This window comes from Streptomyces sp. NPDC088252 (genome assembly GCF_044740965.1).
In the GTDB taxonomy this organism is placed as follows: domain Bacteria; phylum Actinomycetota; class Actinomycetes; order Streptomycetales; family Streptomycetaceae; genus Streptomyces.
Genome location: NZ_JBIURS010000014.1, coordinates 131,013 through 142,589, shown reverse-complemented (window position 1 = coordinate 142,589; position 11,577 = coordinate 131,013). Strand labels below are relative to the sequence as shown.

Annotated in this window: 15 protein-coding genes; 7 read left to right on the top strand and 8 right to left on the bottom strand. The window is 72.0% G+C overall.

Translation table 11 applies throughout. From position 1 onward, the window contains the following. Nucleotides 1–4 precede the first annotated feature (4 nt). Together ACIOHC_RS27060 and ACIOHC_RS27055 are read right to left on the bottom strand one after the other, a co-directional pair. Nucleotides 5–889, bottom strand: coding sequence for an SDR family NAD(P)-dependent oxidoreductase (locus tag ACIOHC_RS27060; protein WP_351083677.1), 885 nt, complete (start codon nt 887–889; stop codon nt 5–7). After that, complete coding sequence (locus ACIOHC_RS27055; RefSeq protein ID WP_351083675.1) at nt 886–1,686, bottom strand: acetoacetate decarboxylase family protein; 801 nt, start codon at nt 1,684–1,686, stop codon at nt 886–888. The genes ACIOHC_RS27060 and ACIOHC_RS27055 overlap by 4 nt, the downstream gene beginning before the upstream one ends. A gap of 204 nt (nt 1,687–1,890) precedes the next feature. On the opposite strand from ACIOHC_RS27055, the gene ACIOHC_RS27050 reads away from it, so the two are divergent. From ACIOHC_RS27050 to ACIOHC_RS27025, 6 genes are all read left to right on the top strand, one after another. Beyond that, entirely contained in the window at nt 1,891–2,565 is a 675-nt protein-coding gene (locus tag ACIOHC_RS27050; RefSeq protein ID WP_351083673.1) for a TetR family transcriptional regulator, read from the top strand. A gap of 29 nt (nt 2,566–2,594) precedes the next feature. Continuing rightward, nucleotides 2,595–3,593, top strand: a complete 999-nt coding sequence (locus ACIOHC_RS27045; RefSeq protein WP_351083671.1) for a DEDDh family exonuclease — start codon at nt 2,595–2,597, stop codon at nt 3,591–3,593. Nucleotides 3,594–3,656: 63 nt separating this feature from the next. After that, nucleotides 3,657–3,890 (top strand): hypothetical protein, encoded by a 234-nt coding sequence (locus ACIOHC_RS27040; RefSeq protein ID WP_072482991.1) that lies wholly within the window; start codon nt 3,657–3,659, stop codon nt 3,888–3,890. 71 nt (nt 3,891–3,961) lie between these two features. Further along, entirely contained in the window at nt 3,962–4,786 is an 825-nt protein-coding gene (locus tag ACIOHC_RS27035; RefSeq protein WP_351083739.1) for an SURF1 family protein, read from the top strand. Between the two features lie 114 nt (nt 4,787–4,900). Further along, entirely contained in the window at nt 4,901–6,700 is a 1,800-nt protein-coding gene (locus ACIOHC_RS27030; RefSeq protein ID WP_351083669.1) for a glycoside hydrolase family 15 protein, read from the top strand. A 5-nt stretch (nt 6,701–6,705) separates the two neighbouring features. Continuing rightward, a complete protein-coding gene (locus tag ACIOHC_RS27025) occupies nt 6,706–7,461 on the top strand; it encodes an SDR family oxidoreductase (protein ID WP_351083667.1) in 756 nt (251 codons plus the stop codon). Between the two features lie 81 nt (nt 7,462–7,542). Here the strand turns inward: ACIOHC_RS27025 and amaP are convergent, their stop codons facing one another. Genes amaP through ACIOHC_RS27000 form a run of 5 tightly spaced genes read right to left on the bottom strand, consistent with a single transcriptional unit; the run spans nt 7,543 to nt 9,866 of the window. Next, nucleotides 7,543–8,121, bottom strand: a complete 579-nt coding sequence (amaP, locus tag ACIOHC_RS27020) for an alkaline shock response membrane anchor protein AmaP (protein ID WP_401844286.1) — start codon at nt 8,119–8,121, stop codon at nt 7,543–7,545. 5 nt (nt 8,122–8,126) lie between these two features. Beyond that, nucleotides 8,127–8,813, bottom strand: a complete 687-nt coding sequence (locus ACIOHC_RS27015) for a DUF6286 domain-containing protein (RefSeq protein WP_351083662.1) — start codon at nt 8,811–8,813, stop codon at nt 8,127–8,129. Further along, nucleotides 8,810–9,163, bottom strand: coding sequence for a hypothetical protein (locus tag ACIOHC_RS27010; RefSeq protein ID WP_365693304.1), 354 nt, complete (start codon nt 9,161–9,163; stop codon nt 8,810–8,812). Before ACIOHC_RS27010 ends, ACIOHC_RS27015 begins: the two co-directional genes overlap by 4 nt. Nucleotides 9,164–9,168: 5 nt before the next feature. Further along, on the bottom strand, nt 9,169–9,360 hold the full coding sequence (locus ACIOHC_RS27005; protein WP_351083660.1) for a hypothetical protein: 192 nt from the start codon (nt 9,358–9,360) through the stop codon (nt 9,169–9,171). A 32-nt stretch (nt 9,361–9,392) separates the two neighbouring features. Further along, nucleotides 9,393–9,866: an Asp23/Gls24 family envelope stress response protein gene (locus ACIOHC_RS27000; protein WP_351083658.1), complete on the bottom strand. Its 474-nt coding sequence runs from the start codon at nt 9,864–9,866 to the stop codon at nt 9,393–9,395. A 92-nt stretch (nt 9,867–9,958) separates the two neighbouring features. Here ACIOHC_RS27000 and ACIOHC_RS26995 point away from each other — a divergent pair, with 92 nt between their 5' ends. Continuing rightward, nucleotides 9,959–10,663, top strand: a complete 705-nt coding sequence (locus ACIOHC_RS26995) for a hypothetical protein (RefSeq protein ID WP_401844283.1) — start codon at nt 9,959–9,961, stop codon at nt 10,661–10,663. A 52-nt stretch (nt 10,664–10,715) separates the two neighbouring features. Here ACIOHC_RS26995 and ACIOHC_RS26990 read toward each other — a convergent pair whose 3' ends face one another. Next, a complete protein-coding gene (locus ACIOHC_RS26990) occupies nt 10,716–11,507 on the bottom strand; it encodes an enoyl-CoA hydratase/isomerase family protein (protein ID WP_365691956.1) in 792 nt (263 codons plus the stop codon). Between the last annotated feature and the right edge of the window lie 70 nt (nt 11,508–11,577).

Sequence of the window (11,577 nt, the reverse complement as noted above, 5' to 3'; positions counted from 1 at the left end):
CTCCTCAGTCGAGTATGAAACTCTCCAGGTACGACGGTTCGGCCCGGTCGAGCATCGACTGCGACCTGGCGCGGATCTGCCGGTCGCTGTGCTCGCTCTCCGGCAGCATCCAGAAACGGTCGGCGCGTATCCCGTCCACGACGGTCTGCGCGACGTCCTCGACCGGGGTGAACTCCACCTCGTGACCCGCCGCCCGCATGGCGGACTCCCACTGGTCGAGGCTGCGGTACGGGGTCCTGCGCGGGCGCTCCTTGGCGTACCGCTCGGGCCGGTTGCGGTGCGACTCCCACAGCCCGGTGCGGAGCATGTGCGGGCCGGGGAAGAGCACCGAGGCGCCGACCGTCGCCCCCTCCGCCTTCAGATGCGCGTACAGCGACTCGGTCATCGTGACGACGGCGGACTTGGTGACCGCGTACACGGAGGCGGTCGGCAGCGGGGCGATCCCGCCGTCGCCGGACGAGGTGTTGACGACGTGTCCCGGGCCGCCGTCCGCGATCATGCGGGGCACGAACGCCTGGATGCCGTGGAAGACACCCCACACGTTGACGGCGAAGGCCCACTTCCAGTCGTTCGGCTCGTGCTCCCACATCCGGCCCTCGGCCCCGGAGCCGACACCGGCGTTGTTGCACAGCACGTGCACCGCGCCGAAGGTGTCGTACGCGGCTTCGGCCAGGGCCTGTACGGAATCCCGATCGCCGACGTCGACGACCCGGGCCAGCACCCGCGCGCCGTCCCGGCGCAGTTCGTCCGCCGCCCTCTCCAGCGCGCCCTCCTCCACATCGGCGAGGACGACCTTCAGTCCCTCGGCCGCGAACCTGCGCGACAGCGCGAGGCCGATGCCGCTCGCCGCGCCGGTGACGACGGCGACCTGGGCCTCCCCCAGCCTCATCGGGCACTCCCTTCCGGCGGGCCGTCATGGATCTGCTGCGGGTCGTCGTAACGCTGGTGGATGTACGGCAGCAACGCCTCGGCGCTCACCCGCTGCACGGCTCGGCCCCGCTGGTCGCTGGTCTTCTCGCCGATGGTGAGGTCGACCAGCCGGCGTACGGGGAGGTCCGCGACCGGGTCGTACACCGACTCGCGCAGCACCACGTCGCCCGAGATCCTCTCCAGCCTCCGGACCTTCTCGTGGCGGGTGCAGTGGATCAGGACGGGGTCGGAGTCGAAGCCCTCGCCGTCCACGGCAGGCAGGAACTTGAAATAGAAGTCGAGCTTGGCCGTCGGTTCCGGCAGCGGGAGCGGTCCGCCGACCGCGCCGCGCACCTCGACGAACGCGATCCCGTGCCGGGCGAGTGCGGCGCGGACGACGAGGCCGTCGCGTTCGACGGTCACCTCGCCGAGCTTCTTCGGTTCGCCGAACACCTCACGGCCGCCGATCAGCGCCCGTTCATGGGTCATCGGCATGACGAGCGGATACCAGCCCTCGTGCCCGTCATGGACGGCGGCGACGGAGACGGAGCCCGCTCCGAGCGGATAGCCGGGCAGCTCGACCGTGCTGATGTTGGCCCGGACCAGTGGGCGTCCGGCGGGTTCGAGGGGCGGCGGGAGAACGGCCGCCACCGCGTCGGGGTCGCTCTCCCAGAGGGCCACCACACCGGTGGACCAGATGTCGGGGAGTTTGGAGCGGGCCGCGCGGGCCGCCGCGATCTCGGCCGTGGTGCGCGCGCCGTACCGTACACGTGCCATGCCGTACCACCCTTCTCGGCCGTCCGTGGCCCGGTCGGCCGTGAATCGGTTCTCCGTGTCTTCGCGTCTCCGTGTCTTCGCGTCTCCGTGTCTTCGCTCCTTCGCGTCCGGTGTTTTCCGTGCGGTTCTGTAACACAGTTACACCGTCGTCGATGAAGGGTAAATAGACATGCACGTAACGGAGTTCGGGAATCAAGGAGCGCTGTGCCGCGATCGTCACTGACCCGCGAAGAGGTCCTGGAAACGGCCGCCGTCCTGGTGAGGCGGCACGGCTCACAGTCCCTCACCATGCGCGGGCTCGCCGCCGAACTCGGCACGGCGGTCACGTCGATCTACTGGCACGTCGGCAACCGCGAGTCGTTGCTGGACGCCCTCGTCGAGCGCACCGTGCGGGAGATGGGCACCCTCCGCCCCGCCGGCCGGACCCCGGCGTCCCGCATGGTCTCCGTCGCCCGCGGTCTGCGCCGCGAACTGCGGGCCCGTCCGCACCTGATCGCGATGGTCCATGAACGGGGCCTCACCGAACGGATGTTCCTCCCCGCACAGCAGGCCCTCGTCCGCGAGGTGCACGCCGCGGGGCTGCGCGGGGCACGGGCGGCCGCCGCGGTCCGGGCGGTGCAGTTCCACACCGTCGGCTTCCTGCTCGTCGAACGCAACCGCGAGCGTTCCCCCGTGCAGTCCCCCGGCGAGGGCGACCTGTGGACCGCGGCCGCCTCGGAGGACGACCCGGCACTGGCCCGCGCTCTGGCCCGGCCCGCCGATCCGGACCGGCTGTTCGCGGACTCCGTACGGGCCTTGGTGGCGGGGCTGCTGGCCGGCCCCGTACAGCACGCCTCGCGCCCCGGAACCTCCGCGCCGGAGCGGGAGGCGGCCGAATAGGAGACTGTCAGTCGCGGCCCGTATTCTCTGTGACCATGCTCGACGACCGCCAGACCGCAGCAGCGTGGCCGACCGCGTACCCGCAGGGGTACGCGGTCGTCGACGTGGAGACCACCGGACTCGCACGGGACGACCGGATCGTGTCCGCCGCCGTCTACCGCCTGGACGCGCAGGGCGATGTCGAGGACCACTGGTACACCCTCGTCAACCCCCAGCGCGATCCCGGTCCTGTCTGGATCCACGGGCTGACCAGCGACGTCCTCGAAGGCGCTCCGCTCTTCCCGGAGATCGCCGCCGAACTGTCCGAACGGCTCGCGGACCGCGTGCTCGTCGCGCACAACGCGGCCTTCGACTGGTCGATGCTGGCCCGGGAGTACGCACGGGCCTCGGTCACCGCCCCCGTCGAGCACCGGCTGTGCACCATCGCGCTCTCCAAGGAACTGCGGCTGCCGCTGCCCAACCACAAGCTGGAGTCGCTGGCCGCGCACTTCGGGGTCGTGCAGCAGCGCGCCCACCACGCGCTGGACGACGCCAGGGTGCTGGCCGAGGCGTTCCGGCCGAGTCTGCACGCGGCGGCGCGGGGCGGGGTGCGGCTTCCGCTGCTGGAGTGCCGGCCGCTGACCGAGTGGTCGGACTCCCCGGTCACGCCCCGGATCGGGTACCAGCCTTCGTACGGTCACAACAGCTGGCGTCCCTCACGCAAGCGTCCGGCGTGCCCGTATCCGAACCCCGGACGGTACGAGAAGGACAAACCCCTCATGCAGGGCATGCGGGTCGCGTTCTCCGGGGACACCTCCGTCGACCGCGAACTGTTGGAGGACCGGGCCGTGGAGGCCGGGCTGCATGTGGCGACCAGCGTGTCCCGGCTGACCAGTCTGCTCGTCACCAACGACCCGGACTCGGCGACGTCGAAGACGGTGAAGGCGAAGTCGTTCGGCACCCCGGTCCTGGACGAGAGCGCCTTCACGCATCTGCTGCGCGATGTGGCGCCGGCCCGGACACAGCCGACCGCGCCGTCATCGGAGTGAACCGGGGCGACTCGCCCGCCCGCCGCTCGCCCGCCGCAGCTCCCGCGTCCCACCCTGTGGCGCATGGCACGTTGCGAGGTCTGCGGAAACGACTACGGCATGTCCTTCGAGGTGCACGCGCAGGGCGCCGTGCACGTCTTCGACTGCTTCTCCTGCGCCATTCACCGCATGGCGCCCATCTGTGAACACTGCAGGGTCCAGATCATCGGCCAGGGTGTCGAGGTCGACGGGCACTGGTTCTGCGGCGGTCACTGCGCCCGCGCCGAGGGGAAGGTGGGCATCATCGACAAAGTCTGACCACCGGTCGCCGCGCCCCCTTCCCCGACCCCTGAGCGATGCACCCCATGACGCAGTTGTACCGTCATGGGGTGTACCGCTTCCTGTTGACCCGGCAGTGGCTGATCCTCGCCCTCCTCTCCCTCGTGCTGATTCCCACGATGGTCGAGCTGGGCTTCTGGCAGCTGCACCGGCATGAGCACAAGGTCGCGCAGAACGCACTGATCTCCCGCAACCTCAAGGCGAGACCGGTTCCGGTCGCCTCGCTCACCTCTCCGGGCCACACGGTTCCGCGCTCCGACTACTGGCGCACGGTGACCGCCACGGGTACGTACGACACCGCGCACGAAGTGGTCGTACGCCGCAGGACCTCCACCGACGGCCGGATCGGTGTCCACGTCCTGATCCCGCTCGACCTCAAGGGCGGTGGCACGGTCCTGGTCAACCGCGGCTGGGTGCCCTCCGCCGAGAGTCAGCGCGCCTTCCCCGACGTGCCCGCCGCGCCCAGGGGCGAGGTGACCGTCACCGGACGGCTCAAGGCCGACGAGACGACGAGTACCAGCGGCATCAAGGACATCTCGGACCTGCCGGACCGCCAGGTGATGCTGATCAGCAGCTCCCAGGAGGCCAAGCGGCTCTCCCGGCCGGTGCTCGGCGGGTACATCGAGCAGACCGGTCCCGAGCCGGTCGGCGGCTCCCCGGAACTGATCGCCTCCCCCGACGACAGCTCGATCGGCCCGCACATGGCGTACGCCGTGCAGTGGTGGCTGTTCGCCGCCGGTGTTCCGGCCGGCTTCGTGGTCCTCGCCCGCAGGGAGAAGCGCGACCGGACGGAGGCTGCGGCCAAGGCCGCCGCCGGGGAGCGGGAGACGTCCGGCCCGCAGCAGCCTGAGCAGCCGGAACCCGCGAAGGCCTGAGCCCGACCCTGCGGCTGCCGGCCGGGCCGTCCGGGCTCTGCGTCGGCGTGACCCCCTGCTTCTCGTGGGACAGGAACTGCTTAACGGGGCCCAGGTCCGGGAACACGCCAGAACGTGACCCCACGCATCGAGGACTACGCCCTCATCGGCGATCTGCAGACAGCCGCCCTGGTCGGCAGGAACGGCTCCGTGGACTGGCTCTGCCTGCCCCGCTTCGACTCGGGCGCCTGTTTCGCGGCCCTCCTCGGCGACGAGGACAACGGCCACTGGCGGATCGCCCCGAAGGGCGCCGACTCCTGCACCCGGCGCCGCTACGCGGGTGACTCCCTCGTCCTGGAGACGTACTGGGTGACCCGTACCGGCACGGTCAAGGTCATCGACTTCATGCCGCAGCGCGACCAGGAACCCGATGTCATGCGGATCGTCGAGGGCATCAGCGGCACCGTCGACATGACCTCCGTGATCCGGCTGCGCTTCGACTTCGGCACGGTGGTGCCGTGGGTGCGCCGCTCGGAGGGGCACCGGGTGGCGGTCGCGGGACCGGATTCCGCCTGGCTGCGCAGCGAACCACCGGTCAAGACCTGGGGCCAGCAGTTCTCCACCTGCTCGTCGTTCACCGTCTCCACCGGCGAGCGGGTGGCGTTCGTCCTGACCTGGCACCCCTCGCACTCGCCCCGCCCCGATCTCGTCGACCCGTTCGAAGCCCTGGAGAACACCCTGTCCGACTGGGCCGAGTGGTCCGCACAGTGCAAGTACCGGGGCCCGTACCGGGAGGCGGTGGTCCGCTCGCTGATCACGCTGAAGGCGCTCACCTTCGCCCCGACCGGCGGCATCGTGGCGGCTCCCACCACCTCGCTGCCCGAGGAGATCGGCGGCGTACGGAACTGGGACTACCGCTACTGCTGGCTGCGGGACTCCACGCTCACCCTCGGCGCCCTCATCTCGGCCGGCTATCTGGAGGAGGCCGCCGCCTGGCGGGACTGGCTGCTGCGGGCCGTTGCCGGGGACCCGGCCGATCTGCAGATCATGTACGGCCTGGCGGGCGAGCGCCGGCTGCCCGAGTCGGAGCTCCCGTGGCTGAGCGGTTACGAGAACTCCACCCCGGTCCGGATCGGCAACGCCGCGGTCCGCCAGCGCCAGCTCGATGTGTACGGCGAGGTCATCGACTCGTTGCGGCTCGCGCGCGAGGCGGGTCTGGACGAGAGGCCGCACGCCTGGAATCTGCAGCTCAGCCTGCTCGGCTTCCTGGAGTCGACCTGGCGCGAGCCGGACGAGGGCCTGTGGGAGATCCGTGGCCAGCGCCGCCACTTCGTGCACTCCAAGGTGATGGCCTGGGTCGCCGCCGACCGTGCGGTCCGCTCCCTGGAGAAGAACCCCTCGCTGGCCGGCGACGCGGACCGGTGGCGGGTGATGCGGGACGCCGTGCACCGCGAGGTGTGCGAGAAGGGCTTCGACCCGGTGCGGAACACCTTCACCCAGTCCTACGGCTCCCGGAATCTGGACGCCGCCACGCTGCTGATCGCCCGGACCGGTTTCCTGCCGCCGGACGATCCCCGGATGATCGGGACGGTCGACGCGGTCCGGGAGGAACTGGGCAGCGGCTGCCTGGTCCGCCGCTACAGCACGGACGGCTCCTCGATCGACGGCCTGCCCGGCAGCGAAGGAGCCTTTCTGGCCTGCTCGTTCTGGCTGGCCGACGCCCTGCTCCTGACCGGGCGCGCCAAGGAGGCCGGAGAACTCTTCGAGCAGCTCCTGACACTCCGCAACGATGTGGGTCTGCTCGCCGAGGAGTACGACATCGTCGGGCGCCGGCAGCTCGGCAACTTCCCGCAGGCGTTCAGCCATATCGGACTGGTGGGCACCGCCATGGCACTGGCCGGGGAGGACACGCTGGAGGGCGGCACGGCAGGATAGGCCCCATGGATCTTGGACTGAAGGACCGTGTGTACATCGTCACCGGAGCGACCCGTGGGCTGGGCAACGCCACCGCTCGGGCGCTGGCCGAGGACGGCGCGAGGGTGATCATCACCGGTCGGGACGAGAAGCGCGCCGAGTCGGCCGCCGCCGAGCTGGGGCCGGACGCCGTCGGCGTCGCCGCCGACAACGGCGACCCCGCCTCCGCGCAGCGCCTGCTGGACGGCGCGCACGAGCGCTTCGGACGGCTCGACGGCATTCTGATCAGCGTCGGCGGACCGGCGCCCGGCTTCGTCGCCGACAACACCGACGAGCAGTGGCAGTCGGCCTTCGAGTCGGTTTTCCTGGGCGCGGTGCGCCTGGCCAGGGCCGCGGCGGCCACGCTCGGCGAGGGCGGCGTCATCGGTTTCGTGCTCTCCGGCTCCGTGTACGAGCCGATCGCCGGGCTGACGATCTCCAACGGGCTGCGCCCCGGTCTGGCCGGATTCGCCAAGTCCCTGGCCGACGAGCTCGGTCCCCGGGGCATCCGGGTGGTCGGCGTGCTGCCGGCCCGGATCGACACGGACCGGGTGCGTGAGCTGGATGCGCTCTCGGGCGACGCGGAGGCGTCCCGTGCGGCCAATGAGGCGCGTATCCCGCTGCGCCGTTACGGGACTCCGAAGGAGTTCGGCCGGACGACGGCGTTCCTGCTCTCGCCCGCGGCGTCGTATCTGACGGGCGTCATGCTGCCGATCGACGGCGGCTCCCGGCACGGCTTCTGAACCGGGCCGCCGCACCGATGACCGGACGGGGCACCTTCCTCGCCCCCGTCCGGTCGTCGCGGACAGCCGTCGCGAGGCCTGTCAGCTCACCCTTTCCGCGCGGTGCTCGACCGCCCTCAACCGCACCTCGGCCGGCAGCCGCGCCAGCCCCGCGGAATCCCGTGCATGGGCCAGCGCCTCGTCGGTGAGGCGGCCGAGTGTCTCCTCCGGTGCCGCGTGCGGCTCCATCAGCAGACGGATCCTGGCGTGCGGCGAACTGCGCCGGCCGGTCAGCACGACCCGGGCGCGGGCCACGCCGTCCAGGTTTCCCGCCTCGTCGGCGAGCACGCCTTCCAGGGCCCGGCCCCTGAGCAGCGCGCCCTCGCCGTCACCGCTGTCCACCAGCACCTCGGCGAGGCGGGCCCGGCGCGGCTGGGCCAGCAGCCACCACAGGGCGAGCACGACCACGATCGCCAGGGCCGCGATGACCGCGGGCCACCACCAGCCCTCGCCGCGCCAGCGGTCCCGGTCGGCCTCGCTGAGGAGCACGTCGCTCCTGCCGTACCAGGGCCACCAGGGCGGCACCGAGAGGCCGAGCCCGGCGGCGAGCACCGCACCGCCGACGCAGACCAGCACCACCGCGGCCAGGCCGAGCAGTATCCGGTTGACGGTCCTGAGCAACGGGCTCACCCCTTTCTCGTGGGACGGCGGACATGCACGGACAGGCTGGGCGGCCTGGCCAGCCCCAGCTCCTCGATGCCGGTCGCGAGCACGGTGTCCAGATCGGCCCGCACGTCGTCGAGCTCGCGGAAGTGCGACACCGCACGCACCACGGCCCTGGTCCGGCTCATCCGGACCCGTACCGACTGCACACCGGAGATCTCGACGGCCCGGTCGCGCAGGGCCAGAGCCGCCGCGGGCCGGTCGAGTCCCGCGCGTACTCCGGGCCGGTCGTGGCGCATCGGCAGCACGGCGCGGAGTCCTGGGGTGACGGCGAGCACCAGCAGCCACAGCCCGATCGCCACGGCGGCCGCCGCGCCGGCCAGCACCCAGACGTCGTCCAGCGGCCGGTGGGCGAGTTCGTCGGCCAGTGTGCGGCGCCACTTCATCGCGGGGCGGTCGGCCCGTACCGCCGCCACGTCGTAGAGCAGCAGACCGGTGGCGCCGAGGACCACCAGGGCGAGGACCGCCGCGGGGATGCGGCGCGCGGACCAGAAGCGGCCCGCCCTGCCGTCGCCGTCCGGCCGTGCGGGCACCGGGTCGTACGCGGCAAAGGAGGCGGACTGGTCGGGTTCGAGCACATCCTCCTGTTCGACGGGCCGGGCGGTGGGCGGCCGTCGTGTGCCGTCTTCCGGTTCCTGGGGCTCCGTCATCGGACCCTCCCCCGTGCCGCGACACCCGCTCCCGTCGGATACAGGCGCTCGACCCGTACGACGACCTCGGGCACCTCCATCCCGGCCAACGCCATCACCCGCTCGACGACATGCCGACGCACCCTGCCGCACTGGCGGCCGATGTCGGAGGGGTATCCGAGCTCCAGGCTCACCCGCACCCGGGCGGTGTCCCGGTGCACCGTGACCGTGGCGCGCGGCGAGGCGCCCTCCTCCGGCGGTTCGTCGATCGCCTCCTTCGCCGCCTGCGCGGCGATCTTCGCGACCACCCGGTCGGCGATCCTGGTCTCCCCGCGCTCACCGGCGGCCACTCGGCCGCTCACCGCCGACAACGCCGTCACCGCCGTCGGTCGCCGCGCTCGCGACTCCGGAAGAAGTCGCCGGGATCCAGGTCGCCCTCCAGGAAGCGACCGGCGACGAAGCCGATCGCCCCCAACGCCGCCACCAGGAGAAAGGCCCCGAATCCGCCGAAGTACCCGGCGAATCCGAGCGCCATGCCGGCCACCATGCCGACCACCGCCATGCTCATCGTGTGCTCCTCAACTGCCTCCGGTGGGAGGCCTACTGGAGACGTGGCTCGGGCTGGTCCTCGTCGTCGGGCTCGTCGGGCAGCTTCACATCGCTCACCGCGATATTGACCTCGACGACCTCCAGGCCGGTCATCCGCTCGACCGCCGCGATCACGTTCTCCCGTACGTCGCTGGCCACGTCGCCGATCGAGACGCCGTAGTCGACGACGATCTCCAGATCGAGCGCGGTCTGTGATTCACCGACCTCCGCCTTCACCCCGCGGGTGACGGACCTGCCGCCACCGGGCACCCGGTCGCGCACCGCGCCGAACGTGCGCGAGAGGCCGCTGCCCATCGCGTGGACGCCGACCACGTCGCGCGCCGCCATTCCCGCGATCTTCTCGACGACACCGTCGGCGATGGTCGTGCGGCCACGGGTGGCCGGGTCTCCGCCGCCGCGCTTGATGAGCGTGCTCGGCTCCTTGTCGGGGCTGTCGGGACGGTTCCGCTGTGGGGTGTCGGTCATCGCCACTCTTCCCTTCGGGGCAGGTTGGACCTCGTTGCCCACACTAGGTGCGCTTGCCCCGTACCGCGCCATGGATGCGGCAGGCTGGGGAAATGACGACGGCTGACAGCCCGGACAGGGCCGACGGGTGGACGGCGGCGGTTCGACGACGGCTCGGACCGGGTCGGCTCATTCCACTGGGCGGTCCGGCGGACGGGGCATGGATCTCGGAGCGGGCCGCGGTGGCGGTGCTGCGTGACGCGGTGGGCGGACCGGGCCCCGGTCCGGTGCTCGGGGAGCTCAGGATCCGGGTGGCGGATCCGGACGGGGCCCCGGCCCCGGAGGTGGAACCGCCGCCGAGCGCGCTGCCGCCGGGGCCGCTGTGGATGGAGGCGACCATGTCGGCGATGTCCGACCGGCCGCTGCCGGCGGCGGCGTCGGCGCTGCGCTCGGCGTTGCTGACGGCGGCCGGGCGGCGGCTGGGTCTGGTGGTCGCCGGGGCCGATCTCCGGGTGACGGAGCTGCTGGACACCCCGGCCCGGCCGGTGCGGGCGCCCGCACCGGCCGGGGTGCCCGCGGCAAGACCGCAGGGGCCGGCGGGCATCGCGGCCGCGGCTGTTCCCGGTGTCGTGACGCTGACCCGGGTACTGGGCGATGCCGTGCACACCGGGCCCGATCATGTACGGATCGAGCTGGCGACCGATCCGGACCACCGGGCGCTCGACGTGGCACGTGCGGTGCGCGGCGCGGTGGCGGCCGCGGTGGACGGGCACCCTTCGGTCGCGGTGCTGGTCACGGCGGTGATGGGGCGGGACTGATCCCCGGACGGGTCGAGGACCGGGCCCGCCCGGCGACGGCGGTCGTCGGTGCTCAGTCGGTGATGCCCGCCAGGTCGCGCAGTCGCCGCCCCTGCGCGGCGCGTTCGGCGGTGCGCTGCTCCTCGTAGCCACGGGAGACGGCGCCGCTCAGCAGCGCCTTGGTCTCCACGACCGCGTCGCGCGGGGCGGCCAGCAGCGCGCCGGCCAGATCGCGGGCCGCGGAGTCCAGCTCGTCGCCGGGAACCACGAGGTTGGCCAGTCCGGTGCGCTCGGCCTCCTCGGCGTGCACGAAGCGGCCCGTGGCACAGATTTCGAGCGCGCGGGCGTACCCCACCAGGTGCACCAGGGGGTGGGTGCCGGTGAGGTCGGGGACGAGACCGAGGCTGGTCTCACGCATGGCGAACTGCACGTCCTCGGCGACGATCCGCAGATCGCAGGCGAGAGCGAGCTGGAAGCCGGCACCGATCGCATGCCCCTGGACGGCCGCGATCGACACGATGTCGTTGCGGCGCCACCAGGTGAACGCCTCCTGGTATTCGGCGATGGTCGCGTCGAGCTCGGACTCCGGGCCGCGCGCCATGTCGAGGAAGGACGGCTCGCCGTCGAACCCCTCGGGGGTGAACGCCTGCCGGTCGAGACCCGCGGAGAAGGACCTGCCCTCGCCACGGAGCACGACGACCCGCACACTGCCGGGCAGCGCCCGTCCGGCCTCCGTCAACGCCCGCCACAGAGCGGGGGACTGAGCGTTGCGCTTGGCCGGATTGGTGAGGGTCACCGTGGCAACCGCGTCATCGACGGTGAGTCGTACGCCGTCCTGGTCGAGCACAGAGTCGAGCGAGGTCATGGAGCGCCTCCGGTTCGGGTCAGTCAGCAGGTCGAGCCAGGGCCTCGCGTTTGGATCAGGCCGAACTCGA

What these genes read in the sequence shown, in the direction of transcription:
- ACIOHC_RS27015 (WP_351083662.1), bottom strand. Translation starts at nt 8,813, where the DNA reads ATGACGGAGCCCCAGGAACCGGAAGACGGCACACGACGGCCGCCCACC.
- ACIOHC_RS27005 (WP_351083660.1), bottom strand. Translation starts at nt 9,360, where the DNA reads ATGAGCATGGCGGTGGTCGGCATGGTGGCCGGCATGGCGCTCGGATTC.
- ACIOHC_RS27000 (WP_351083658.1), bottom strand. Translation starts at nt 9,866, where the DNA reads ATGACCGACACCCCACAGCGGAACCGTCCCGACAGCCCCGACAAGGAG.
- ACIOHC_RS26995 (WP_401844283.1), top strand. Translation starts at nt 9,959, where the DNA reads ATGACGACGGCTGACAGCCCGGACAGGGCCGACGGGTGGACGGCGGCG.
- ACIOHC_RS27040 (WP_072482991.1), top strand. Translation starts at nt 3,657, where the DNA reads ATGGCACGTTGCGAGGTCTGCGGAAACGACTACGGCATGTCCTTCGAG.
- ACIOHC_RS27060 (WP_351083677.1), bottom strand. Translation starts at nt 889, where the DNA reads ATGAGGCTGGGGGAGGCCCAGGTCGCCGTCGTCACCGGCGCGGCGAGC.
- ACIOHC_RS27025 (WP_351083667.1), top strand. Translation starts at nt 6,706, where the DNA reads ATGGATCTTGGACTGAAGGACCGTGTGTACATCGTCACCGGAGCGACC.
- ACIOHC_RS26990 (WP_365691956.1), bottom strand. Translation starts at nt 11,507, where the DNA reads ATGACCTCGCTCGACTCTGTGCTCGACCAGGACGGCGTACGACTCACC.
- ACIOHC_RS27055 (WP_351083675.1), bottom strand. Translation starts at nt 1,686, where the DNA reads ATGGCACGTGTACGGTACGGCGCGCGCACCACGGCCGAGATCGCGGCG.